Raw genomic sequence first — 22,767 nt, forward strand, 5'->3', positions numbered from 1 at the left:
CCGTAAGGCCAGACATTGGCTACGCTCTAGCAGGATCTGCAAGGGAGCCTGGTATGGGCCATTGGTTGGTGATCGACCTGGAAGCCACCACCGACGATGGTGGGTGGCCGGTCACAGAGATGGAAATCATTGAAATCGGTGCAAGCCTGGTAACCCGCGAAGGCCGCGAAGTCGACCACTTCCAGCGTTTCGTACGGCCCCGGCGGCGGCCACAGCTGACGCCGTTTTGCCGCGAGCTCACGCACATCAGCCAGGCCAGCGTCGACAGCGCCGCGCCCTTCCCTGAGGTGTGGGCGCGCTTCGAGCGCTGGCTGGGGCACCATCGCGGGCAGTTGCAGGCCTGGGTCAGCTGGGGCGACTACGATCGCCAGCAGTTACTGCAGGAATGGCAACAGCACGGGCTCGACAGCCTGCTGCGCAACGTGCCGCACATCAACCTCAAGCAGCGCTTCGCCAAAGCCCGTCACCTGCAGCGGCCGACCGGCCTCAATGGCGCCTTGCAACTGGCCGGCATGCACTTTTGCGGGCAGCAGCACCGGGCCCTGGAAGATGCGCGCAATACCGCGCGGCTACTGCCCTTGAGCCTGCCGGCCAATGGCACCTGAAAGCAGATGACGACGGGGATGGCCTTGGGCATACTGGCCAGCCCTTTTTCATCCCCCTGTTCAGGAGTCGCCCATGTTCCAGGTCAACGAGTACTTCAACGGCACCGTCAAGTCGATCGCATTCGCAGGCGAAGAAGGTCCGGCCACCGTGGGTGTGATGGCACCGGGCGAATACGAGTTCGGCACGGCCAAGCGCGAAATCATGCATGTGATTTCCGGTGCTTTGACCGTCAAGCTGCCGGGTAGCGACAACTGGGAAACCTTCAAGGCTGGCGACAAGTTCAATGTGGCCGCTGACAGCAAGTTCCAGCTGCAGGTGAAAGTGGATACCGCCTACCTGTGCGAGTACCGCGACTAAGCGCTGGCCTGCATCGGCCTCTTCGCGGGCAAGCCCGCGAAGAATCCAGCACTATTTCGACAAAAACCCCGCCACCTTCTCAGCCGCCGCCTGCAAATGCTGCGCATGGCTGAACCCCGAGGCCTTCAACGGCTTCAGGTCATGATCGCCCGCCACCAGCCAGCTCACCTCGATCGCCGGTGACAGTGCATACCCCGCTACAGCCTCACGGTTACCCAGCGCATCCCGTTCGCCCTGCACGATCAACGTCGGTGTCTTCAGCCCCGCCAGGTGCTCGACCCTGGGCTTCTCCGGCTTGCCCACCGCATAGAACGGATACCCCAGGCACACCAGTGCATCCGCTTCGAGTTCGTCGGCCAACAAGCTGGCCATACGCCCGCCCATGGACTTGCCACCGATAGCCAGCTTACCTGTGACCAAAGGTCGCACCTGCCGGTACACCTCGCGCCAGCATTGCAATAGCACCTTCTGCGGATTGGGCGGCCGCTTGCCGCCGTTCACCCTGCGCTCGGCCATGTACGGGAACTCGAAGCGAATCACCCCGACCCCAAGCGCCGCGAGCCTTTGCGCCATCTCGTCCATGAACCCGCTGTCCATCGGCGCACCGGCACCATGGGCCAGGATCAGACAGCCTTTATAGCCGTCATCCCCTTGAATTTTCGGAAGATCGCAGCGCAAGCCTGGGACATTTCCGACCTTCGCCCATTGATCCCCGTCAATACCGGCACTTTGCCCATTAATCATGCTTGCCTCGCTCTATAGCCTGCCAATAACCGTGGATGGGAACCCATACATGAACACAACCAGCAGTACCGCCTACAACTACAAGGTGGTCCGCCAATTCGCCATCATGACGGTGGTGTGGGGAATCGTCGGGATGGGGCTCGGCGTTTTCATCGCCGCCCAGCTCGCCTGGCCGTCCCTCAACTTCGACCTCCCCTGGACCAGCTTCGGCCGCCTGCGCCCTCTGCATACCAATGCGGTGATCTTCGCCTTCGGCGGCTGTGCACTGTTCGCCACCTCGTATTATTCGGTGCAACGTACCTGCCAGACCACCCTGTTTTCACCCAAACTGGCCGCGTTCACCTTCTGGGGCTGGCAACTGGTGATCCTGCTCGCGGCCATCAGCCTGCCGCTGGGCTACACCAGCTCCAAGGAATACGCCGAGCTGGAATGGCCGATCGACATCCTGATCACCATTGTCTGGGTCTGCTACGCCATCGTGTTCTTCGGCACGCTGATGAAGCGCAACACCAAGCATATCTACGTGGGTAACTGGTTCTTCGGGGCCTTCATCCTGACCGTGGCGATGCTGCACATCATCAACAACCTGGAGCTGCCGGTCAGCCTGACCAAGTCCTACTCGGTCTACGCGGGCGCTACCGACGCCATGGTCCAGTGGTGGTACGGCCACAACGCGGTGGGCTTCTTCCTGACCGCAGGCTTCCTGGGCATGATGTACTACTACGTGCCCAAGCAGGCCGAGCGGCCGGTGTATTCCTATCGCCTGTCAATCGTGCACTTCTGGGCACTGATCACCCTGTACATTTGGGCTGGCCCGCACCACCTGCACTACACCGCGCTGCCCGACTGGGCACAGTCGCTGGGCATGGTGATGTCGCTGATCCTCCTGGCACCGAGCTGGGGCGGCATGATCAACGGCATGATGACCCTCTCTGGCGCTTGGCATAAGTTGCGCAGCGACCCAATCCTGCGCTTCCTCGTGGTATCGCTGGCGTTCTACGGCATGTCCACCTTCGAAGGCCCGATGATGGCCATCAAGACGGTCAACGCCCTGTCGCACTACACCGACTGGACCATCGGCCACGTCCACGCCGGCGCCCTGGGTTGGGTGGCGATGATCTCGATCGGCGCGCTGTACCACACCATCCCCAAAGTGTTCGGCAAAGAGCAGATGCACAGCATCGGCCTGATCAACGCGCACTTCTGGCTGGCGACCATCGGCACCGTGCTGTACATCGCCTCGATGTGGGTCAACGGCATCGCCCAGGGCCTGATGTGGCGCGCGGTCAACAGCGACGGCACGCTCACCTACTCGTTCGTCGAAACCCTGGTGGCCAGCCACCCTGGCTTCATCGTGCGCTTCGTCGGCGGTGCGATCTTCCTCAGTGGCATGTTCCTGATGGCCTGGAACACCTGGCGTACGGTGCGTGCGCCAGCCACTGACGCCGCCCCTGCGAACGCCCAGCTGGCCTGAGGAGACACGCCTGATGAAACATGAAGTCATCGAGAAAAACATCGGCCTGATGGCGCTGCTGATGGTGTTTGCCGTCAGCATCGGCGGCCTGACCCAGATCGTCCCGCTGTTCTTCCAGGACGTCACCAACAAGCCGGTCGAAGGCATGAAACCCTACACCGCGCTGCAACTGGAAGGCCGCGACATCTACATCCGCGAAGGCTGCGTCGGCTGCCACTCGCAGATGATTCGCCCATTCCGCGCCGAGACCGAACGCTACGGCCACTACTCGGTCGCCGGCGAGAGCGTGTGGGACCACCCGTTCCTGTGGGGCTCCAAGCGCACCGGCCCGGACCTGGCCCGCGTGGGCGGCCGCTACTCGGACGACTGGCACCGCGCGCACCTGTATAACCCGCGCAACGTGGTGCCCGAGTCGAAGATGCCGTCCTACCCGTGGCTAGTCGCCGAGCAGGTCGACAACAGCCACACCGAAACCAAGATGCGCACCCTGCGAACCCTCGGCGTGCCGTACACCGACGCGGACATCGCCGGTGCCCGCGACGCGGTCAAGGGCAAGACCGAGATGGACGCGCTGGTCGCTTACCTGCAGGTGCTCGGCACCGCGATCAAGAACAAGAGGTGAGTGCGATGGAAATAGACATCGGCATGATCCGCGGGCTGGGCACCCTGGTGGTGATGATCGCCTTCATCGGCCTCTCGCTCTGGGTATTCAACCGCCGCCGCGACCGTGATTTCGCCGAAGCGCGCCTGCTGCCCTTCGTCGACGACCGCCTGCCCCCTGCCGGGCAGGAACCTGCTGCCAAGAGGAGTTCCGGGCAATGACCACCTTCTGGAGTACGTACATCAGCGTACTGACCATCGGCAGTTTGATCGGCCTTACCTGGCTGCTGCTGTCGACCCGCAAGGGCCAGAGTACCGACACCACCGACCAGACCATGGGCCACAGCTTCGATGGCATCGAGGAATACGACAACCCGCTGCCCAAGTGGTGGTTCTGGTTGTTCGTGGGCACCCTGGTGTTCTCGGTCGGCTACTTGATCCTCTATCCAGGCCTGGGTAACTGGAAAGGCATCCTGCCGGGCTACGACAACGGCTGGACCGGGGTCAACGAATGGCAGAAGGAAATGGACAAGGCCGATGCCAAGTTCGGCCCGATCTTCGCCAAGTACGCGGCAATGCCGGTCGAGGAAGTGGCCAAGGACCCGCAAGCCCTGAAGATGGGCAGCCGCCTGTTCGCCTCCAACTGTTCGGTGTGCCACGGCTCGGACGCCAAAGGCGCCTATGGCTTCCCCAACCTGACCGACAAGGACTGGCGCTGGGGCGGCGAGCCGGAGACCATCAAGGCCTCGATCATGAACGGTCGCCACGGCGTGATGCCGGCTTGGGCCGAGGTCATTGGCGAGCAGGGCGTGGCCGATGTGGCGGCGTTCGTGCTGACCAACCTGGATGGCCGCAGCTTGCCGGAAGGGGTCAAGGCCGACCCGGCCAAAGGCAAGGAAATCTTCGCCGGCAACTGCGTGGCCTGCCACGGGCCTGAAGCCAAAGGCACCCCAGCCATGGGCGCGCCTGACCTGACTCACCCGCAGGCGTTCATCTACGGCTCGAGCTTTGCCCAGTTGCAACAGACCATTCGTTATGGTCGCCAGGGGCAGATGCCGGCACAGGCCGAGATCCAGGGCAATGACAAGGTGCACTTGCTGGCGGCTTATGTGTATAGCCTGTCGCACGGTGACGCGCCTGAAGCAGTGACTGTTAAGTAATACCAGGGGGCTGGTTTGCGGCCCATTCGCAGCGCAAGGCTGCTCCTACAGGCGATCGCATGCTTCTTGTAGGCGCAGCCTTGTGCTGCGAATGGGCTGCAAAGCAGCCCCCACGCCCTCCCCCGCCATACCCCCTCCCCTTGCACCCCCCCCTAACCGAACTAAGCTTGTTGCCTCAGTGGGCTTCGCTGCCAATCCAGCGAAGCAGACGCGGCGCATAGCCTGGTGCCGTCCGACAAAAAAGCCTGACCGATCGATCAGAAAAAGATGAAAAACGGTACACATTACAAATATTTATTTGTGTACAATCGTTCGAACCCAACACCGCTGGACACAGGTGGACGGGCTTGGACACGGGTCGGCGTACCAAAGTTGCGTTGCGGTAACCCGAGGGGTTATCGATACTGGCGCCGATTTTTCGACCAACAAGAACATCAAAACCGTGGAACCTTAGAATGAGCACAGCAATCAGTCCGACTGCTTATAACTATAAGGTCGTCCGCCAGTTCGCCATCATGACGGTGGTCTGGGGGATCCTTGGCATGGGCCTCGGCGTTTTCATCGCCTCGCAACTGGTATGGCCGCAACTGAACCTGGACCTGCCCTGGACCAGCTTCGGCCGCCTGCGCCCGTTGCACACCAACCTGGTGATCTTCGCCTTCGGCGGCTGTGCGTTGTTCGGCACCAGCTACTACGTGGTGCAGCGCACCTGCCAGACCCGGCTGATCTCCGACAGCATGGCGGCCTTCACCTTCTGGGGTTGGCAAGCGGTGATCGTCGGCGCACTGATCACCCTGCCGATGGGCTACACCACCACCAAGGAATACGCCGAGCTGGAATGGCCGCTGGCGATCCTGCTGGCCATTGTCTGGGTGACCTACGGGCTGGTGTTCTTCGGCACCATCGTCAAGCGCAAGACCAAGCACATCTACGTCGGCAACTGGTTCTACGGCGCGTTCATCGTGGTCACCGCGATGCTGCACATCGTCAACCACATCTCGCTGCCTGTCAGCCTGTTCAAGTCGTACTCGGCCTACTCCGGCGCCACTGACGCCATGATCCAATGGTGGTACGGCCACAACGCGGTGGGCTTCTTCCTCACCACCGGCTTCCTGGGAATGATGTACTACTTCGTGCCCAAGCAGGCCGAGCGGCCGATCTACTCGTATCGCCTGTCGATCGTGCACTTCTGGGCGCTGATCACCCTGTACATCTGGGCCGGCCCGCACCACCTGCACTACACCGCCCTGCCCGACTGGGCACAGTCGCTGGGCATGGTGATGTCGATCATCCTGCTGGCGCCAAGCTGGGGTGGCATGATCAACGGCATGATGACCCTGTCCGGTGCCTGGCATAAATTGCGCACCGACCCGATCCTGCGCTTCCTCGTGGTATCGCTGGCGTTCTACGGCATGTCCACCTTCGAAGGCCCGATGATGGCCATCAAGACCGTGAACTCGCTGTCGCACTACACCGACTGGACCATCGGCCACGTCCACGCCGGCGCCCTTGGTTGGGTAGCGATGATCTCGATCGGCGCGGTTTATCACATGATTCCCAAGCTGTATGGCCGGGCGCAGATGCACAGCGTCGGCTTGATCAACGCGCACTTCTGGCTGGCGACCATCGGCACCGTGCTGTACATCGCCTCGATGTGGGTCAACGGCATCACCCAGGGCCTGATGTGGCGCGCCATCAACGATGACGGCACGCTCACCTACTCCTTCGTCGAAGCCTTGCAGGCCAGCCACCCGGGCTACATCGTCCGCGCGCTGGGCGGTGCATTCTTCGCCTCGGGCATGTTGCTGATGGCCTACAACGTGTTCCGCACCGTACGCGCGGCCAACCCGGTTGAAGCAGATGAAGCCGCCAAGATCGTCGTCGTGGGAGCGCACTGATGAAGCATGAAGCCGTCGAGAAGAACATAGGCCTGCTGGCCTTCTTCATGGTCATCGCCGTCAGCGTCGGTGGCCTGACCCAGATCGTCCCGCTGTTTTTCCAGGACGTCACCAACAAACCCGTTGAAGGCATGAAGCCGCGCACCGCGTTGGAGCTTGAAGGCCGCGACATCTACATCCGCGAAGGCTGCGTGGGCTGCCACTCGCAGATGATCCGCCCGTTCCGCGCCGAGACCGAGCGCTACGGCCATTACTCGGTCGCCGGTGAAAGCGTGTGGGACCACCCCTTCCTGTGGGGCTCCAAGCGCACCGGCCCGGACCTGGCCCGCGTGGGCGGCCGCTACTCCGACGACTGGCACCGTGCGCACCTGTACAACCCGCGCAACGTGGTGCCCGAATCGAAGATGCCGTCCTACCCGTGGCTGGTCGAGAACAAACTCGACGGCAAGGACACCGCGAAGAAGATGGAAGTCCTGCGGACCCTCGGCACGCCGTACACCGACGCCGACATCGCCGGCGCGCGGGACGCGGTCAAGGGCAAGACCGAGATGGACGCCATCGTCGCGTACCTGCAGGGTCTTGGCACCATCATCAAAAGCAAACGGTGACGCTGATGGATATCGGGATGATTCGCGGCCTGGGCACCGTCGTGGTGATGGTGGCCTTCGTAGGCCTGGCGCTGTGGGTGTTCAACCCACGGCGCAAGCAGGAGTTCGACGAGGCGACCCGGTTGCCCTTCGCGGATGATCCCGAAGCCACCCGGCACGTCGAGCAAGCGCAAGCAAAAGCTTCTGGGAGCAAAAAACAATGACAACCTTCTGGAGTCTGTACGTCACCGTCCTGACCCTGGGCACCATCTTCTCACTGACCTGGCTGCTGCTGTCGACCCGCAAGGGCCAGCGCGAAGAGGTCACCGACGAGACCGTCGGGCATGCCTTCGATGGCATTGAGGAATATGACAACCCGCTGCCCAAATGGTGGTTCTGGCTGTTCGTCGGCACCATCATCTTCGCCCTCGGCTACCTGGTGCTGTACCCAGGCCTGGGTAACTGGAAAGGTATGCTGCCGGGCTATTCGTACCTGGACACCGACAAGCAGACCGAGTTTGCCAACGGCCAGCCGGGCTGGACCGGCGTGCACGAGTGGGAAAAGGAAATGGCCAAGGCCGATGCCCGCTTCGGGCCGATCTTCGCCAAGTTCGCGGCGATGCCCATCGAGGACGTCGCCAAAGACCCACAGGCCCTGAAAATGGGCGCACGGCTGTTCGCTTCCAACTGCTCGGTGTGCCACGGCTCCGACGCCAAGGGCGCCTACGGTTTCCCCAACCTGACCGACAACGACTGGCGTTGGGGCGGTGAGCCGGAAACCATCAAGACCACCATCATGGGCGGTCGCCACGGCGTGATGCCGGCCTGGTCCGAGGTGATCGGCGAGCAAGGCGTTGCCGATGTGGCAGCCTTTGTGGTCAGCAAGCTCGATGGCCGCACCCTGCCGGAAGGCGCCAAGGCCGATGCCGAAAACGGGCAGAAAATCTTCGCCGCCAACTGCGTGGCCTGCCACGGGCCAGAGGGCAAGGGTACGCCGGCCATGGGTGCACCAAACCTGACCCATCCACAGGCGTTCATCTACGGCTCGAGCTTTGCCCAGCTTCAGCAGACCATTCGCTATGGCCGCCAAGGGCAGATGCCGGCGCAGGAGCAGCTGCAGGGCAATGACAAGGTGCACCTGCTGGCAGCTTATGTGTACAGCCTGTCGCATCAGGAGCAGGAGCCTCAAAAGGCTGAGTAAGCAGGTCCGGCCTCTTCGCGGGTAAACCCGCGCCCACAGGTATCTCGCCGAGCCTGAGGGCAGCGGGGTCCCTGTGGGAGCGGGTTTACCGGCGAAGAATCCAGCACAAGCTGACCTGGATCAATTGACACCCGCCATATCACGATTCATACCACGAACCCAACGCGACTAAAGGTCGCAGTGCAACCCCTGGGTGCCATCACAGGCGTATCATGGGTCGCAGAGCGCTAGCAGATTGCGCGAGACTGCGGCCGGCATGCACTGGCCGCGGCATTTCTCCACTGCCGTGGGACTTGATGATGAGCAAGCAAATTCCGGTACATGACGTCACCCCGCCTGCCAACAAAGGGAAGGATTCCGTCGACCTCTACGCCTCCCGCGAGAAAATCTACACCCGCGCCTTCACAGGCGTCTTCCGCCGCCTGCGCATGGTCGGCGGGGCCGTGCTGTTCCTGCTCTATTTCGGCACCGTGTGGCTGAACTGGGGCGGTCACCAGGCGGTTTGGTGGAACCTGCCCGAGCGCAAGTTCTACATCTTCGGCGCCACCATCTGGCCCCAGGACTTCATCCTCCTGTCAGGCATCCTCATCGTCGCTGCGTTCGGCCTGTTCTTCGTCACCGTGTATGCCGGCCGGGTGTGGTGCGGCTATACCTGCCCGCAAAGCGTGTGGACGTGGATTTTCATGTGGTGCGAAAAAGTCACCGAGGGTGACCGTAACCAGCGCATGAAGCTTGACCGCGCCCCCATGAGCGGCAACAAGTTCCTGCGCAAATTCGCCAAGCACAGCCTGTGGCTGCTGATCGGTTTCGTCACCGGCATGACCTTTGTCGGATACTTCTCGCCGATCCGTGAGCTGGCCATCGAATTCTTCACCGGCCAAGCCGATGGCTGGGCCTATTTCTGGGTCGGTTTCTTTACCCTCGCCACCTATGGCAACGCCGGCTGGCTGCGCGAGCAGGTGTGCGTGTACATGTGCCCCTATGCACGCTTCCAGAGCGTGATGTTCGACAAGGACACGCTGATCGTGTCCTACGACCCGCGCCGTGGCGAAACCCGTGGCCCGCGTAAAAAAGACATCGACTACAAGGCCCAAGGCCTGGGCGACTGCATCGACTGCACCATGTGCGTGCAGGTCTGCCCCACCGGCATCGACATCCGCGACGGCCTGCAGATCGAGTGTATCGGCTGCGCCGCCTGCATCGACGCCTGCGATACCATCATGGACAAGATGAACTACCCCAAAGGGCTGATCAGCTACACCACCGAGCACAACCTGTCCGGGCAGAAAACCCACATGCTGCGCCCTCGGCTGATCGGCTATGCGCTGGTACTGCTGGTCATGATCGGCGCCCTGGCCACCGCCTTCGCCACCCGCTCGCTGGTCGGCTTCGACGTCAGCAAAGACCGCGTGCTGTACCGCGAAAACGCCCAGGGCCGGATCGAGAACGTCTACAGCCTCAAGGTCATGAACAAAGACCAACGCGACCACGTCTACGTGCTCGATGCCGCCGGCCTGCCAGACCTCAAGCTCGAAGGCCAGCGCGAGATCCGCGTGGCGGCCGGTGATATCGTCAGCCTGCCCGTGCAGCTGTCGATAGCACCCGAGAAACTGCCATCGACCACCAACGAAATCACCTTCATCCTCAAGAGCGCCGATGACAGCGACGCCCAGGTTGAAGCCAAGAGCCGCTTCATCGGCCCACAGATCCGCTGAGAGAGATTATCGACAATGCCTGCCGCCACCGCCGCCAGCCCTTGGTACAAGCACCTCTGGCCCTGGATCATCATCGGCATCCTCACCACCTCGGTGTGCCTGAGCCTGACCATGGTCAGCATTGCCGTGCGCAACCCGGACAACCTGGTCAACGACAACTACTACGAGGCTGGCAAGGGCATCAACCGCTCGCTGGACCGTGAGCTGCTGGCCCAGACCTTGAACCTCAAGGCCAGCGTGCATTTGGATGAGCTGACCGGCGAAGTCGACCTGCGCCTGACGGGCGACAGCGACCCGCAAACGCTGGAACTGAATCTGATCTCGCCCACCCAACCGGACAAGGACCGCAAGGTGGCGCTAACCCGTGCCGAGGCTGGGCGCTATGTCGGGCAACTGGACGACAAGGTCGAAGGGCGGCGCTTCGTCGAGCTGCTGGGCAGCCAGCAAGGGCAGGTGTGGCGGTTGTTCGAGGAAGAGAAGGTGGAACATGGTGTGACCCTGCAGCTGGGCGATGAAGCGTTGCTAGGCGCAGAACACAAATAATCGCGACACTTTCTCTACCTGTGGGAGCGGGCTTGCCCCGCGAAAGGGCCAAGCCTGCTTATGATGTCGCCCATGCCGGCCCATTCGCGGGGCAAGCCCGCTCCCACAGGACCCGTCCCTGACAGTCAATGCGTGCTCGCCTTATGACCCAACCCACCCCCTGCTACCACTGCGCCCTGCCCGTCCCCGCTGGCAACCGCTTCACCGCCGTGGTCCTCGGCGAGCCCCGGCAGTTCTGCTGCCCAGGCTGCCAGGCGGTGGCCGAGTCCATCGTCGCCGGGGGCCTGGAGCACTATTACCAGCACCGCAGTGACACCAGCGCCAACCCCGAAGCCTTGCCCAGGCAACTGCAGGATGAACTGGCGCTCTACGACCGCAGCGACGTGCAACAAACCTTCGTCCGCCACGCCGGCGAACTGGCCGAAGCCACCCTGCTGGTCGAAGGCATCAGTTGCGCCGCCTGCGGCTGGCTGATCGAAAAGCACCTGCGCAACCTGCCCGGGGTCACCGAAGCACGCCTGAACCTGTCCAATCACCGCCTGCTGCTGGCCTGGGACGACCACCAGTTGCCCCTCTCGCGCCTGCTCGCCGAGCTGCGCCAGATCGGCTACGCCGCCCATCCCTACCAACCGGACCAGGCCGCCGAACAGTTGGCCCGGGAGAACCGCAGCGCCTTGCGGCGCCTGGGTGTCGCCGGGCTGCTGTGGTTCCAGGCGATGATGGCAACCATGGCCACTTGGCCCGAATTCAACATAGACCTGTCGCCCGAGCTGCACACCATCCTGCGCTGGGTCGCGCTGTTTCTGACCATCCCGATCGTGTTCTACAGCTGCGCGCCGTTCTTCAAAGGCGCAGCGCGCGACCTGCGCACCCGCCACCTGACCATGGACGTCTCGGTATCGCTGGCCATCGCCCTGGCGTTCGGCGCCGGGATTTGGACCGCGATCAGCGGCAGCGGCGAGCTGTATTTCGATACCGTCGGCATGTTCGCGCTGTTCCTGCTGACCGGTCGCTACCTTGAGCGACGCGCCCGCGAGCGCACTGCGGCGGCCACCGCGCAACTGGTCAACCTGCTGCCCGCCTCGTGCCTGCGCCTGGACCTCATCGGCCGTGCCGAGCGCATCCTGCTCAGCGAACTGCAGCGCGGCGACACGGTGCAAGTCCTGCCCGGCGCGGTAATCCCTGCCGATGGGCGCATCGTCGAAGGCCGCTCCAGCGTCGACGAATCACTGCTGACCGGCGAATACCTGCCGCAACCGCGCCGCGTCGGCGATCGGGTCACGGGTGGCACCCTGAACGTCGAGAGCACCCTAAACGTGGAAGTCGAAGCCCTCGGCCACGACTCGCGGCTGTCGGCCATCGTCCGCCTGTTGGAACGCGCGCAAACCGAAAAACCGCGCCTGGCCGAGATCGCCGATCGCGCTTCGCAGTGGTTCTTGCTGTTTACCTTGATAGCCGCCGTGGCTATCGGCCTGTGGTGGTGGCACCTGGCCCCGGACCGCGCCTTCTGGATCGTGCTGGCCATGCTGGTGGCAACCTGCCCTTGCGCACTGTCCCTGGCCACGCCCACGGCCCTTACCGCCGCCACCGGCACCCTGCACAAACTCGGCCTGCTGGTGACCCGCGGCCATGTGCTCGAAGGCCTCAACCAGATCGACACGGTCATCTTCGACAAGACCGGCACGCTCACCGAAGGCCGCCTGACCTTGCGCAGCATTCGCCCGCTGGGCGACCTGGCCGCCGACCGTTGCCTGGCCCTGGCCGCAGCCCTGGAAAACCGCTCCGAACACCCCATCGCGCGCGCTTTCGGCCGCACCGCCGCGCCTGCGGACGATGTGCAGACCGTGCCAGGCCTTGGCTTGGAAGGGCTGGTTGACGGCCAGCGCTTGCGTATCGGCCAGGCCACGTTCGTCTGCGCCCTGAGTGGCGCCGAAATCCCAGGCGTGCCCGAGCCACGCGGCCAATGGCTGCTGCTGGGTGATCGCCAAGGGCCGCTGGCCTGGTTCGGCCTCGATGACCGCCTGCGCGATGACGCCCCGGCCCTGCTCGCTGCCTGCAAGGCGCGGGGCTGGCGGACGCTGCTGCTGTCGGGTGACAGCTCGCCGATGGTCGCCGAAGTGGCGGCGCAACTGGGCATCGACCAGGCCATCGGCGGCCTGCGCCCGGACGACAAGCTGGACCGGCTCAAGGCATTGCAAGCCGCTGGCCGCAAGGTGCTGATGCTGGGCGACGGGGTCAACGACGTGCCGGTGCTGGCGGCCGCCGACATCAGCATCGCCATGGGCAGCGCCACTGACCTGGCCAAGACCAGCGCCGATGCGGTGCTGCTGTCCAACCGCCTGCAGGCGCTGGTACAGGCCTTCGACCTGGCCCGCCGCACGCGCCGCAACATCCTCGAGAACCTGCTGTGGGCGACCCTGTATAATGGCCTCATGTTGCCGTTTGCCGCGCTCGGCTGGATCACCCCCGTATGGGCGGCCATCGGCATGTCGGTGAGCTCGCTGATCGTGGTCCTCAACGCCCTGCGCCTGACCCGGCTGCCAGGCGTGGCGGCCACCAGCAGCCACCCGCAACCCGCCACCGCCTGATCAGGAGCCGCCCATGCCAGCCCTCTATGTCATGATCCCGGCCGCCCTGCTGCTTGTCGGCGTTGCCGTGTACATCTTCTTCTGGGCGGTGGACAGCGGCCAGTACGACGACCTCGAAGGCCCTGCCCACAGCATCCTGTTCGACGACCAAGACCCACGCCACCAGGCTGCGGTCAAGCCGGACGACAGCCTGGCCGAAGACGACAAGGAACCCCCACCCCGTGCCTGACCTGCTGCCCCTGCTCGGCTCGGCGCTGATCCTTGGCTTGCTCGGTGGCGGCCACTGCCTGGGCATGTGCGGCGGCCTCATGGGCGCGCTGACCCTGGCCATCCCGCCCGAGCAGCGCGGCCGACGCTTGCAGCTGCTGTTGGCGTACAACGTCGGGCGCATTCTCAGCTATACCTGCGCCGGCCTGCTGGTGGGCCTGGCTGGCTGGGCCGTGGCCAGCAGCCCGGCCGCCCTGGCGCTGCGGGTGCTAGCCGCGTTGCTGTTGATTGCCATGGGGCTGTACCTGGCCGGTTGGTGGAGCGGGTTGACCCGTATCGAGGCCCTGGGCCGGGGGCTGTGGCGGCATATCCAGCCAGTCGCCTCGCGCTTGCTGCCGGTGTCGAGCCTGCCGCGCGCCCTGTTGCTGGGGGCCTTGTGGGGCTGGTTGCCGTGCGGGCTGGTGTACAGCACGTTGCTGTGGGCTGCGAGCCAAGGGCATGCGGGGTACAGCGCGGCGTTGATGTTGGCCTTCGGGCTGGGCACCTGGCCGGTATTGCTGGCCACGGGCTTGGCGGCGGAGCGGGTCAGCAGCCTGTTGCGACGGCGCAGCGTGCGCATGGCGGGTGGGTTGCTGGTCATCCTGTTTGGCCTGTGGACGCTGCCTGGGCCACACCAGCATTGGTTGATGGGGCACTGAAGCGGGCTGCTGTGCAGCCCATCGCCGGCAAGCCAGCTCCCACAGCTACAGCACAAGCCTTGAGGCAGTGAGGCCCCTGTGGGAGCTGGCTTGCCGGCGGTGGGCCGCTCAGCGGCCCTAAAGGCTCTTGATACAAATCAACACAGATTCCTACAGACGGCCATAGACTCCGGACACTGCTCGCTCTATCCGGGGACCGCCCACATGCTCGACGACCTACGTTGGGACACCGACCTGATCCGCCGCTACGACCTGGCCGGACCACGCTACACCTCCTACCCGACCGCCGTGCAACTGCACAGCGAAGTGGGCTCGTTCGACTTGCTCCACGCCCTGCGCGAGAGCCGCCGGGCGGTGCGACCGTTGTCGCTGTACGTGCACGTGCCGTTCTGCGCCAACATCTGCTACTACTGCGCCTGCAACAAAGTCATCACCAAGGACCGTGGCCGCGCTGCGCCCTACCTGCAACGCCTGGAGCAGGAAATCCAGCTGATCGCCTGCCACCTGGACCCTAAGCAACGGGTCGAGCAACTGCACTTCGGCGGCGGCACGCCCACCTTCCTCAGCCCCGTGGAATTGCGTCAGCTGATGGCTACCCTGCGCCAGCACTTCAACCTGCTGGACGACGATTCCGGTGACTACGGCATCGAAATCGACCCACGCGAAGCCGACTGGTCGACCATGGGCCTGCTTCGCGAGCTGGGCTTCAACCGTGTCAGCCTGGGCGTGCAGGACCTGGACCCGGCCGTGCAGCGCGCGGTCAACCGCTTGCAGAGCCTGGAGCAGACCCGCACCCTGATCGAGGCAGCGCGTACCTTGCAGTTCCGTTCGATCAACCTGGACTTGATCTACGGCCTGCCCAAGCAGACCCCGGAAGGCTTTGCCCGCACGGTCGAAGAGGTGATCCGCCTGCAACCCGACCGCCTGTCGGTGTTCAACTACGCCCACCTGCCCGAGCGCTTCATGCCTCAGCGACGCATCGACAACAATGACCTGCCGAGCCCGTCAGCCAAGCTCGAGATGCTGCATGCCACCATCGACCAGCTTACCGCCGCCGGTTACCGCTACATCGGCATGGACCACTTCGCCCTGCCCGACGATGAGCTGGCCATGGCCCAGGAAGAAGGCACCCTGCAACGCAACTTCCAGGGCTACACCACCCATGGCCATTGCGACTTGATCGGCCTGGGGGTGTCTGCCATCAGCCAGATCGGCGACCTCTATTGCCAGAACAGCAGCGACCTCAACACTTACCAGGACAGCCTCTCCAACGCCCAACTGGCCACCCAGCGCGGCCTGCTGTGCAACCACGACGATCGCCTGCGCCGGGCAGTGATCCAGCAGTTGATCTGCCATTTCGAACTGGACTACGAGCCGATCGAACAGGCCTTTACCATCGATTTTCGCGGCTACTTCAACGACCTTTGGCCAGAACTGCTGACCTTGCAGCGTGATGGCCTGATCAGCCTGGACGACAAGGGTATCCGCATCCTGCCCGCCGGCCGCCTGTTGGCGCGCTCGGTGTGCATGGTGTTCGACGCCTACCTGGCGATGCAAAACCGCCAGCGCTTCTCACGGGTTATCTGAAAAGCGAGACGTTCAACCGCATGGACAAGTGGGCTTGTGCGGCACACTATGGGTACACGAAAGGCCTCGGCGCGCACCCGCCGAGGCTTCGCCAGCACGCACCACAATAGCGCACGCTGGCCTACAACCTACGCCGTGAGTTACCCTTACGTCTTATGTGTGCTTTCCCACAAGGATCGATTGAAAATGTCCGAGCCAGTTAAACTGCGCCCACATACCCAGGCCCATTGCAAGGATTGCAGCCTGGCCCCCCTGTGCCTGCCTCTTTCGCTGAACCTGGAAGACATGGAAGCACTGGATGAAATCGTCAAACGTGGACGGCCGCTGAAGAAAGGCGAGTTTCTGTTCCGCCAGGGTGACAATTTCGGCTCGGTCTACGCAGTACGTTCCGGCGCCCTCAAAACCTTCAGCCTCAGCGACAGCGGCGAAGAGCAGATCACCGGCTTCCACCTGCCCAGCGAACTGGTCGGACTGTCCGGCATGGACACCGAAGCCTACCCGGTGTCGGCCCAGGCCCAAGAGACCACGTCGGTGTGCGAAATTCCCTTCGAACGCCTCGACGAACTCTCGGTGCAATTGCCACAGTTGCGTCGTCAGTTGATGCGTGTGATGAGCCGCGAGATCCGCGACGACCAGCAAATGATGCTGCTGCTGTCGAAGAAAACCGCCGACGAACGCATCGCCACCTTCCTGGTCAACCTGTCCGCGCGCTTCCGCGCACGTGGCTACTCGGCCAACCAGTTCCGCCTGAGCATGTCGCGCAACGAAATCGGCAATTACCTGGGCCTGGCGGTGGAAACCGTGTCGCGAGTCTTCACCCGCTTCCAGCAAAACGGCCTGATTCGCGCCGAAGGCAAAGAAGTGCATATCCTCGACCCGATTCAGTTGTGCGCGCTGGCCGGCGGTGCAATGGAGGCCTGAGCCTTTGTTAACGGGTATACTGGCGCCATCGTTTTTCCAGGATACCCGCAACAATGCATAGCGAAGCCTTCGACCTCAAAGCCCTGATCCGCCCGGTAGTGGACTTCCCCAAACCGGGTGTGATCTTTCGCGACATCACCCCGCTGTTCCAATCCCCGCGCGGGCTGCGCTATGTCGCCGACCAGTTCATCGAGCGTTATGTCGAGGCTGAGTTCAGCCACATCGGCGCCATGGACGCGCGTGGTTTCCTGATCGGCTCGATCATCGCCCACCAGCTGAACAAACCGCTGATCCTGTTCCGCAAACAAGGCAAGCTGCCGGCTGACGTGCTGAGCGAGGGTTATCAGACCGAGTACGGCGAGGCCTTCCTCGAAGTGCATGCCGACAGCCTGTGCGAAGGCGACTCGGTGTTGATTTTCGATGACCTGATTGCCACTGGCGGCACCCTGCTGGCGGCAGCCAACCTGGTACGTCGCACCGGGGCTCAGGTATTTGAAGCGGCAGCGATCATTGACCTGCCGGAGCTGGATGGTTCGCGCCGGCTGCAGGCTGCGGGTGTGCCGACCTTCTGCCTGACCGAGTTTTCGCTGAACGAATACTGAGTGCATTGCAGCCATCGCTTTTTGTAGGAGCAGCCTTGCGCTGCGAAGAGGCCAATGACAACGAGGCTATTTTCGTTGCCATTACCGGCCTCTTCGCAGCACAAGGCTGCTCCTACAGACCGCGCGTAAGGTCTTTAGAGCGAAATCGGCCTGCGCCCCGCAAAGGCATGGGCCAATGTCCCGCCATCTACCAGCTCCAGCTCGCCACCCAGCGGCACACCATGGGCAATGCGCGACGCCACCAGGCCTTTCTCGTTCAGCAACTGCGCGATGTAATGCGCCGTCGCCTCCCCTTCCACCGTCGGGTTGGTCGCTAGGATCACCTCGGTGAAGGTGCCCTGCTCTTCGATTCGCGCCATCAACTGCGGCACGCCAATCGCCTCAGGCCCCAGGCCATCGAGCGGCGACAGATGCCCCTTAAGTACGAAATAGCGGCCGCGGTAACCGGTCTGCTCCACCGCATACACATCCACCGGCCCCTCGACCACACACAACTGCGTGTCGTCACGGCGCGGGTCGGCGCACTGCGGGCACAGTTCCTGCTCGGTCAGGGTGCGGCACTGACGGCAATGGCCAACCCCTTCCATGGCCTGGGTCAACGCCTGAGCCAAACGCAGGCCGCCGCTGCGGTCACGCTCAAGCAGCTGCAGGGCCATGCGCTGGGCGGTTTTCTGGCCGACACCCGGCAGGGTGCGCAAGGCATCGATCAGTTGGCGGATCAGGGGGCTGAAGCTCATGTAGGCAGGCCTGCAAGTCGGGGGGACAGAATGAACAAGGGAGCAACGACCCCAAGGCCGTTGCTCCCCATTTGACGCAAAAGGTGTATCAGAACGGCATTTTGAAGCCTGGCGGCAACTGCATGCCAGCGGTCATGCCGCCCATTTTTTCCTGGCTGCTCTGCTCGACCTTACGAACCGCATCGTTCAGCGCGGCAGCGATCAGGTCTTCAAGCACTTCCTTGTCGTCTTCATCGGTCGACATCAGGCTTTGGTCGATGCTGACGCGCTTAACGTCGTGACGACCGGTCATCACCACGCTCACCAGGCCGCCACCGGATTGGCCGGTCACTTCGGCGTTGGCCAGTTCTTCCTGCATCTTGGCCATTTTTTCCTGCATCTGCTGGGCCTGCTTCATCAGGCCGGCCATGCCACCTTTCATCATGGGGGTATACCTCGATTGGGTCATGTGATGCGGCCCGGCACCGGGCCAGCCGCATGGTTATCCGTTACTGGCCCTGATTGGCCAGGGCCTCTACAGGCTCAATAGTATCCTGTCGCACCTTGGCACCGAACTGCTTGATCATCTGCTGGATCAACGGATCCTGCTCGATCGACACCACGGCGTCCTGCTGGCGCTCGGCACGCTTGCGCGAAGCGGCCTGGGCTGGCGTTTCCTGCTCAGGGCGTATCAGCTCGATACGCAGGTTCAGGGTGCGCCCAAGGTGCTGATTGAGCGCGTCGTTCAAGCGCCGCTGCTGGGTGGCGTTGAACAGTGCGCCCTGGCCTGGGTCCAGGTGCAACAGCCAGTCGTCGCCGTCGGCGGCAATCAGCGTACAGTTTGCGGCGATGTTGCCTGTCATACCGGAGACAGGCAACTGTGGGAATAATTCCAGCCATTGCAGGGCCAGGCCCGTAGCCGGCTGGGCGGCCGGCAGCGGTTCGGCAGCAGGCTTGGGCTGCTCTTCCTGTACGTGCTCGGCCAGTTCATCAAGGTAACTGAAGCCGACGGGGTCGCTGTCACCTACGTAGTAATCTTCGTCCGCCGGCGGTTCGTCGTCGCGGTCCATGCCCGCTGCCGCATAGGCCGACGGGTCGAACGGCGGCTCGTCGTAGGCCGGCTGCTCGCGCTGCGGCTCGGCCATGGCTGGCTGGGGCGCAGGTGTTGGCTCAGGCGCAGGCTCAGCCACAGGCGAGGCGGCAACCGGCACGGGGGGCACTACAGGCGCTTCCCAAGGCAGGTCGATGACGTCCTCGACAGGTGCGGGTGCCGGCGCAGCAGGTTCAACTGGCGCTGGCTGAGTAACCGCAGGCGTCGGCTCTACAGCGGGTGCTACAGGGGGCGGCACCTCCACCGCTTGCGCGACAACCGGCGCCACGGGCGCTGCGGCTGGCTGATGGGCCACTCCCGCAGCTGCCACCGGTGTTGCAGGATCAGCTGTGGCTTGGCTGATCCCCACCGGCTTTAGCACCGGTTTCGGCGCGTCATCGGTGTCGGCTGGGCGGAACGCCAGCATGCGCAACAGGACCATCTCGAAGCCACCCCGTGGGTCCGGCGCCAAGGGCAGGTCGCGACGGCCAATCAGGCCCATCTGGTAATAGAACTGCACGTCCTCGGCCGGCAATGCCGAGGCCAGCGCCAATACGCGGTCGCGGTCGCCCTGGCCGTTGTCCACCGCCTCCGGCAGTGCCTGGGCAATGGCGACACGGTGCAGCACGTTGAGCATTTCGGCCAGCACGCCACTCCAGTCCGGCCCTTGCTCGGCAAGGTTGCGCACCGCCTCCAGCAGCGCCCGGGCATCGCCTTCGAGCAGCGCCTGCAGCACGCCATAGACCTGGCCATGGTCGAGGCTACCGAGCATGGCCCGCACATCAGCCGCCAGCACCTTGCCTTCACCAAACGCGATGGCCTGGTCAGTCAAGCTCATGGCATCGCGCATCGAACCGTCGGCGGCGCGGCCGAGCAGCCATAGGGCATCTGGCTCGAACGGCACGTTTTCGGCGGTCAGCACATGGCTGAGGTGCTCGACTACCCGCTCCGGGCTCATGTTCTTCAGCGAGAACTGCAGGCAGCGCGACAGGATGGTCGCTGGCAGCTTCTGCGGGTCGGTGGTGGCGAGGATGAACTTGACGTAGGGCGGCGGCTCTTCCAGCGTCTTGAGCAAGGCGTTGAACGAGTGGGTCGAGAGCATGTGCACTTCGTCGATCAGGTAGACCTTGAAGCGCCCACGGCTCGGGGCATATTGCACGTTATCCAGCAACTCGCGGGTGTCTTCGACCTTGGTGCGGCTGGCGGCGTCGATCTCGATCAGGTCGACGAAACGGCCCTCGTCGATCTCCCGGCACACCGAACAGGTGCCGCAGGGCGTCGAGGTGATGCCGGTTTCGCAGTTCAGGCATTTGGCGATAATGCGGGCGATGGTAGTCTTGCCCACGCCGCGGGTGCCGGTAAACAAGTAGGCATGGTGCAGGCGCTGGTTGTCCAAGGCATTGATCAAGGCCTTGAGCACATGGGCCTGGCCGACCATTTCGCGGAACGAGCGCGGACGCCATTTTCGTGCAAGAACCTGATAACTCATCGAAAAACCATCGTAGCCTGATCGAGCGAAAGATCGCTAATGCTAGCGGAGCGGGGCCGAAATTGCACCCTGCGCGACTGGTCTAAGCTATGAAACTGGCGCGCTATCCAGGGAGGATGTGCCTTGCGAAGACTGTTGCCCCTGCTATTGCTGTGGACCACCCACAGCCTGGCCGACCCACCCGTGCTGCGTTTTTCCGTCGCCGAGAGCTGGAGCATGCCGCTGATGCGTGTCGAAGGCGATCAACCGGTGGAAGGTTTGCTGTTCGACCTGATGCAGGCCATTGCCCGGGAAGTGGGTGTACGCCCGGAGTATCACGTACTGGCACGCCTGCGCCTGCTGGAGGCCATGGAAAGCGGCGATATCGACGTGCGCTGCTATGTCAGCACCCAGTGGTTTCAGGATCGGCCGGGCAATTTTGTCTGGAGCATCCCCGTGATCCACCAGCGCGACGTATTGGTTGGCGGCGCTGATGCAAGCAACCCTACCCGCCCAGAGCAACTGGCGCCGCAAGCCATTGGCACTGTGCTGGGTTATGCCTACGGCACCCTGCAACCCTTGTTCGAGCAGGGCCGATTGCACCGCGAAGACAGCCGCAGCCAACTGCTGGCCCTGCAGAAGCTGCACGCGGGGCGGTATCTGCATGCGGTGAGCAACGAGTTGTCGTTGCAGTGGTTCAACCAAGGCTTGCCGGCGGGGCAACAGCTGCAAACGCTGGCAGTGCTGGAAGAGCAAGACTTGGGATGCATGGTGCGCACTGACCCGGGGGTACCGACGCAAGGGGTGCTCAGGGCACTGGTGCGCATGAAGCAGTCCGGGGAGATTGAGCGGATCAGCCAGCGGTATGGGGGTGCGGGGTATGCTGGGAATGCCGCGGCGCGGACGCCCTAAATAGAGACGTTTCGCACAATTTTTGCGAGCCCTACAGATGCAGCAGGAAGTCGTCTAGATAGATGTATGAACCGTCCTGGTTTTAGAGCGCGTTGGGGCTGACAGGTGTCCGCCGGAAGCGCTATGGCGCCTTCGAGATCGAGCGCCGCCCGCGCGGCGCTTCGCAGCACAAGGCTGCTCCCACATCTGTTTCGGGCCAGTCACGCCTGTGCCAGCGCGCGCGACCGCCTTTTTCGTACGACACGATATTGAGGCGGGCGCCAAGGGGCGCGCGACAATCCCTCAGGAATAATTGGCCCGAAACAGATGTGGGAGCAGCCTTGTGCTGCGAAGCGCCGCGCGGGCGGCGCTCGATCTCAACAACCACTCAAGACTCACGCCATGCGCCTGGCCCCAGGCGATTTGCATGGCGCGCAGGCCGTGCTCCAGCTTCCACACCCGATCGCTGAACCGACAGCGACCGCAAAAGCCTATTGGGTGGGGTTTCCAAGGACAATCAGACGGGAGTCGACGGGATGCGTAGGATATTTCTACGAGCCTTACAAATGCAGCAGGAAACCGCCTATACGAGAGTAGGATCCTTCCTTGTTGGAAATTGGACTACGAAATCTGGTGTATACAGCGATTCCGACCTCTCGCCTGATGGCGCATAATTTTCGCCACCCCTCAAAAAGACACCTCCCGATGCTCCAAGATGATCGAGACAATCTCGAACTCGACAGACTACAGATCGAGAATCGCAAGCTAGCTGCAGAAGCACTCAAATTCATGGCTGAAGAGCGCAAGCTTAGACAAGAAGCGTTCTGGCACCCCTTCGCAACCGGCTCGGTCATACTGACTGCCATTGCGGGTATCATGGCCCTGCTGGTTAAACTCTAAGCACGCTCGTTTATGGCAAGAGGAAAGATCATGCCCCGTTCCACTCAAGATAGGGTTGAACAATCCCATCGCGAAGTAGAGGCCCTGGCCGAAGAAATACGCAAGGCAAGAGCCTTTTCTCCTTGGTCAGCGCTTTTGCCGTTCAGCCTAGGTGCGGGCTTTGCTTTGGCGTTACTTCTCGCCGGTCTCTTGATCTTGCGACTGCTGTAATCCC

General features: G+C 63.0%; 25 protein-coding genes. 21 read left to right on the top strand and 4 right to left on the bottom strand.

The annotated features are described in order from the left end of the window. Positions 1–53 precede the first annotated feature (53 nt). Together LOY53_RS18440 and LOY53_RS18445 are read left to right on the top strand one after the other, a co-directional pair. Positions 54–605 (top strand): exonuclease domain-containing protein, encoded by a 552-nt coding sequence (locus LOY53_RS18440; RefSeq protein WP_027592917.1) that lies wholly within the window; start codon positions 54–56, stop codon positions 603–605. A 73-nt stretch (positions 606–678) separates the two neighbouring features. Beyond that, positions 679–963, top strand: coding sequence for a pyrimidine/purine nucleoside phosphorylase (locus LOY53_RS18445; protein ID WP_099454863.1), 285 nt, complete (start codon positions 679–681; stop codon positions 961–963). A gap of 51 nt (positions 964–1,014) precedes the next feature. On the opposite strand, the gene LOY53_RS18450 is transcribed toward LOY53_RS18445, so the two are convergent. Next, positions 1,015–1,707 carry an alpha/beta family hydrolase gene (locus LOY53_RS18450; RefSeq protein WP_258703119.1) on the bottom strand — a complete coding sequence of 231 codons (693 nt, stop codon included), beginning with the start codon at positions 1,705–1,707 and terminating at the stop codon, positions 1,015–1,017. 49 nt (positions 1,708–1,756) lie between these two features. Between LOY53_RS18450 and ccoN (LOY53_RS18455) the strand changes: the two genes are divergently transcribed. The 16 genes from ccoN (LOY53_RS18455) to LOY53_RS18530 all read left to right on the top strand — a co-directional run bounded on the left by ccoN (LOY53_RS18455) (position 1,757) and on the right by LOY53_RS18530 (position 17,488). Further along, positions 1,757–3,181: a cytochrome-c oxidase, cbb3-type subunit I gene (ccoN, locus tag LOY53_RS18455; RefSeq protein WP_027592920.1), complete on the top strand. Its 1,425-nt coding sequence runs from the start codon at positions 1,757–1,759 to the stop codon at positions 3,179–3,181. 13 nt (positions 3,182–3,194) lie between these two features. Further along, positions 3,195–3,803: a cytochrome-c oxidase, cbb3-type subunit II gene (ccoO, locus tag LOY53_RS18460; protein ID WP_027592921.1), complete on the top strand. Its 609-nt coding sequence runs from the start codon at positions 3,195–3,197 to the stop codon at positions 3,801–3,803. Positions 3,804–3,808: 5 nt separating this feature from the next. Continuing rightward, positions 3,809–4,003 (top strand): cbb3-type cytochrome c oxidase subunit 3, encoded by a 195-nt coding sequence (locus LOY53_RS18465; RefSeq protein WP_027592922.1) that lies wholly within the window; start codon positions 3,809–3,811, stop codon positions 4,001–4,003. Next, on the top strand, positions 4,000–4,941 hold the full coding sequence (gene ccoP / locus LOY53_RS18470) for a cytochrome-c oxidase, cbb3-type subunit III (protein WP_027592923.1): 942 nt from the start codon (positions 4,000–4,002) through the stop codon (positions 4,939–4,941). The genes LOY53_RS18465 and ccoP (LOY53_RS18470) overlap by 4 nt, the downstream gene beginning before the upstream one ends. A 455-nt stretch (positions 4,942–5,396) precedes the next feature. Continuing rightward, positions 5,397–6,839 carry a cytochrome-c oxidase, cbb3-type subunit I gene (ccoN, locus tag LOY53_RS18475; protein WP_027592924.1) on the top strand — a complete coding sequence of 481 codons (1,443 nt, stop codon included), beginning with the start codon at positions 5,397–5,399 and terminating at the stop codon, positions 6,837–6,839. After that, positions 6,839–7,447 (top strand): cytochrome-c oxidase, cbb3-type subunit II, encoded by a 609-nt coding sequence (gene ccoO / locus LOY53_RS18480; protein ID WP_003254286.1) that lies wholly within the window; start codon positions 6,839–6,841, stop codon positions 7,445–7,447. Before ccoN (LOY53_RS18475) ends, ccoO (LOY53_RS18480) begins: the two co-directional genes overlap by 1 nt. A gap of 5 nt (positions 7,448–7,452) precedes the next feature. After that, positions 7,453–7,650, top strand: coding sequence for a CcoQ/FixQ family Cbb3-type cytochrome c oxidase assembly chaperone (locus LOY53_RS18485; protein WP_033699345.1), 198 nt, complete (start codon positions 7,453–7,455; stop codon positions 7,648–7,650). Then, the gene (gene ccoP, locus LOY53_RS18490; RefSeq protein WP_252825228.1) at positions 7,647–8,627 is read left to right on the top strand and encodes a cytochrome-c oxidase, cbb3-type subunit III; all 981 of its coding nucleotides are present in this window, start codon (positions 7,647–7,649) and stop codon (positions 8,625–8,627) included. The genes LOY53_RS18485 and ccoP (LOY53_RS18490) overlap by 4 nt, the downstream gene beginning before the upstream one ends. Before the next feature lie 299 nt (positions 8,628–8,926). Beyond that, positions 8,927–10,342 carry a cytochrome c oxidase accessory protein CcoG gene (ccoG, locus tag LOY53_RS18495; RefSeq protein ID WP_027592927.1) on the top strand — a complete coding sequence of 472 codons (1,416 nt, stop codon included), beginning with the start codon at positions 8,927–8,929 and terminating at the stop codon, positions 10,340–10,342. 15 nt (positions 10,343–10,357) lie between these two features. Then, positions 10,358–10,885: a FixH family protein gene (locus tag LOY53_RS18500; protein ID WP_085272544.1), complete on the top strand. Its 528-nt coding sequence runs from the start codon at positions 10,358–10,360 to the stop codon at positions 10,883–10,885. A 143-nt stretch (positions 10,886–11,028) separates the two neighbouring features. Continuing rightward, positions 11,029–13,473, top strand: a complete 2,445-nt coding sequence (locus tag LOY53_RS18505) for a heavy metal translocating P-type ATPase (RefSeq protein WP_258703120.1) — start codon at positions 11,029–11,031, stop codon at positions 13,471–13,473. A gap of 13 nt (positions 13,474–13,486) precedes the next feature. Beyond that, positions 13,487–13,702, top strand: coding sequence for a cbb3-type cytochrome oxidase assembly protein CcoS (gene ccoS / locus LOY53_RS18510; protein ID WP_027592930.1), 216 nt, complete (start codon positions 13,487–13,489; stop codon positions 13,700–13,702). Next, on the top strand, positions 13,695–14,378 hold the full coding sequence (locus LOY53_RS18515; RefSeq protein ID WP_252825230.1) for a sulfite exporter TauE/SafE family protein: 684 nt from the start codon (positions 13,695–13,697) through the stop codon (positions 14,376–14,378). The genes ccoS and LOY53_RS18515 overlap by 8 nt, the downstream gene beginning before the upstream one ends. 204 nt (positions 14,379–14,582) lie before the next feature. Next, positions 14,583–15,965, top strand: a complete 1,383-nt coding sequence (hemN, locus tag LOY53_RS18520; RefSeq protein WP_186682711.1) for an oxygen-independent coproporphyrinogen III oxidase — start codon at positions 14,583–14,585, stop codon at positions 15,963–15,965. Between the two features lie 186 nt (positions 15,966–16,151). Then, positions 16,152–16,886, top strand: a complete 735-nt coding sequence (gene fnrA, locus LOY53_RS18525) for a Crp/Fnr family transcriptional regulator FnrA (RefSeq protein WP_099454870.1) — start codon at positions 16,152–16,154, stop codon at positions 16,884–16,886. 53 nt (positions 16,887–16,939) lie between these two features. After that, positions 16,940–17,488, top strand: coding sequence for an adenine phosphoribosyltransferase (locus LOY53_RS18530; protein WP_252825231.1), 549 nt, complete (start codon positions 16,940–16,942; stop codon positions 17,486–17,488). 134 nt (positions 17,489–17,622) lie between these two features. On the opposite strand, the gene recR is transcribed toward LOY53_RS18530, so the two are convergent. From recR to dnaX, 3 genes are all read right to left on the bottom strand, one after another. After that, positions 17,623–18,225 carry a recombination mediator RecR gene (recR, locus tag LOY53_RS18535; RefSeq protein ID WP_027592934.1) on the bottom strand — a complete coding sequence of 201 codons (603 nt, stop codon included), beginning with the start codon at positions 18,223–18,225 and terminating at the stop codon, positions 17,623–17,625. Between the two features lie 88 nt (positions 18,226–18,313). Next, positions 18,314–18,649: a YbaB/EbfC family nucleoid-associated protein gene (locus LOY53_RS18540; RefSeq protein ID WP_008093501.1), complete on the bottom strand. Its 336-nt coding sequence runs from the start codon at positions 18,647–18,649 to the stop codon at positions 18,314–18,316. A gap of 64 nt (positions 18,650–18,713) precedes the next feature. Continuing rightward, positions 18,714–20,783, bottom strand: a complete 2,070-nt coding sequence (dnaX, locus tag LOY53_RS18545; RefSeq protein WP_252825233.1) for a DNA polymerase III subunit gamma/tau — start codon at positions 20,781–20,783, stop codon at positions 18,714–18,716. 123 nt (positions 20,784–20,906) lie between these two features. Between dnaX and LOY53_RS18550 the strand changes: the two genes are divergently transcribed. The 3 genes from LOY53_RS18550 (at position 20,907) to LOY53_RS18560 (ending at position 22,763) form a co-directional block, all read left to right on the top strand. After that, a complete protein-coding gene (locus tag LOY53_RS18550; RefSeq protein ID WP_252825235.1) occupies positions 20,907–21,674 on the top strand; it encodes an ABC transporter substrate-binding protein in 768 nt (255 codons plus the stop codon). A 684-nt stretch (positions 21,675–22,358) separates the two neighbouring features. After that, entirely contained in the window at positions 22,359–22,553 is a 195-nt protein-coding gene (locus tag LOY53_RS18555; RefSeq protein WP_085272539.1) for a hypothetical protein, read from the top strand. A gap of 30 nt (positions 22,554–22,583) precedes the next feature. Beyond that, positions 22,584–22,763 carry a hypothetical protein gene (locus LOY53_RS18560; protein WP_252825236.1) on the top strand — a complete coding sequence of 60 codons (180 nt, stop codon included), beginning with the start codon at positions 22,584–22,586 and terminating at the stop codon, positions 22,761–22,763. Positions 22,764–22,767: the final 4 nt, after the last annotated feature.

Source organism: Pseudomonas sp. B21-031, from assembly GCF_024748985.1.
Taxonomy (GTDB): Bacteria; Pseudomonadota; Gammaproteobacteria; order Pseudomonadales; family Pseudomonadaceae; genus Aquipseudomonas; species Aquipseudomonas kermanshahensis.

Excerpts from the sequence above, each read along its gene's own strand:
- LOY53_RS18505 (WP_258703120.1), top strand. The coding sequence starts at position 11,029 with ATGACCCAACCCACCCCCTGCTACCACTGCGCCCTGCCCGTCCCCGCT.
- ccoP (WP_252825228.1), top strand. The coding sequence starts at position 7,647 with ATGACAACCTTCTGGAGTCTGTACGTCACCGTCCTGACCCTGGGCACC.
- ccoN (WP_027592920.1), top strand. The coding sequence starts at position 1,757 with ATGAACACAACCAGCAGTACCGCCTACAACTACAAGGTGGTCCGCCAA.
- ccoO (WP_027592921.1), top strand. The coding sequence starts at position 3,195 with ATGAAACATGAAGTCATCGAGAAAAACATCGGCCTGATGGCGCTGCTG.
- LOY53_RS18450 (WP_258703119.1), bottom strand. The coding sequence starts at position 1,707 with ATGATTAATGGGCAAAGTGCCGGTATTGACGGGGATCAATGGGCGAAG.
- LOY53_RS18465 (WP_027592922.1), top strand. The coding sequence starts at position 3,809 with ATGGAAATAGACATCGGCATGATCCGCGGGCTGGGCACCCTGGTGGTG.
- LOY53_RS18555 (WP_085272539.1), top strand. The coding sequence starts at position 22,359 with ATGCTCCAAGATGATCGAGACAATCTCGAACTCGACAGACTACAGATC.
- LOY53_RS18500 (WP_085272544.1), top strand. The coding sequence starts at position 10,358 with ATGCCTGCCGCCACCGCCGCCAGCCCTTGGTACAAGCACCTCTGGCCC.
- dnaX (WP_252825233.1), bottom strand. The coding sequence starts at position 20,783 with ATGAGTTATCAGGTTCTTGCACGAAAATGGCGTCCGCGCTCGTTCCGC.
- LOY53_RS18540 (WP_008093501.1), bottom strand. The coding sequence starts at position 18,649 with ATGATGAAAGGTGGCATGGCCGGCCTGATGAAGCAGGCCCAGCAGATG.
- ccoS (WP_027592930.1), top strand. The coding sequence starts at position 13,487 with ATGCCAGCCCTCTATGTCATGATCCCGGCCGCCCTGCTGCTTGTCGGC.
- LOY53_RS18445 (WP_099454863.1), top strand. The coding sequence starts at position 679 with ATGTTCCAGGTCAACGAGTACTTCAACGGCACCGTCAAGTCGATCGCA.
- recR (WP_027592934.1), bottom strand. The coding sequence starts at position 18,225 with ATGAGCTTCAGCCCCCTGATCCGCCAACTGATCGATGCCTTGCGCACC.
- LOY53_RS18485 (WP_033699345.1), top strand. The coding sequence starts at position 7,453 with ATGGATATCGGGATGATTCGCGGCCTGGGCACCGTCGTGGTGATGGTG.
- ccoO (WP_003254286.1), top strand. The coding sequence starts at position 6,839 with ATGAAGCATGAAGCCGTCGAGAAGAACATAGGCCTGCTGGCCTTCTTC.
- fnrA (WP_099454870.1), top strand. The coding sequence starts at position 16,152 with ATGTCCGAGCCAGTTAAACTGCGCCCACATACCCAGGCCCATTGCAAG.
- LOY53_RS18440 (WP_027592917.1), top strand. The coding sequence starts at position 54 with ATGGGCCATTGGTTGGTGATCGACCTGGAAGCCACCACCGACGATGGT.
- ccoN (WP_027592924.1), top strand. The coding sequence starts at position 5,397 with ATGAGCACAGCAATCAGTCCGACTGCTTATAACTATAAGGTCGTCCGC.
- LOY53_RS18560 (WP_252825236.1), top strand. The coding sequence starts at position 22,584 with ATGCCCCGTTCCACTCAAGATAGGGTTGAACAATCCCATCGCGAAGTA.
- hemN (WP_186682711.1), top strand. The coding sequence starts at position 14,583 with ATGCTCGACGACCTACGTTGGGACACCGACCTGATCCGCCGCTACGAC.
- ccoG (WP_027592927.1), top strand. The coding sequence starts at position 8,927 with ATGAGCAAGCAAATTCCGGTACATGACGTCACCCCGCCTGCCAACAAA.
- ccoP (WP_027592923.1), top strand. The coding sequence starts at position 4,000 with ATGACCACCTTCTGGAGTACGTACATCAGCGTACTGACCATCGGCAGT.
- LOY53_RS18530 (WP_252825231.1), top strand. The coding sequence starts at position 16,940 with ATGCATAGCGAAGCCTTCGACCTCAAAGCCCTGATCCGCCCGGTAGTG.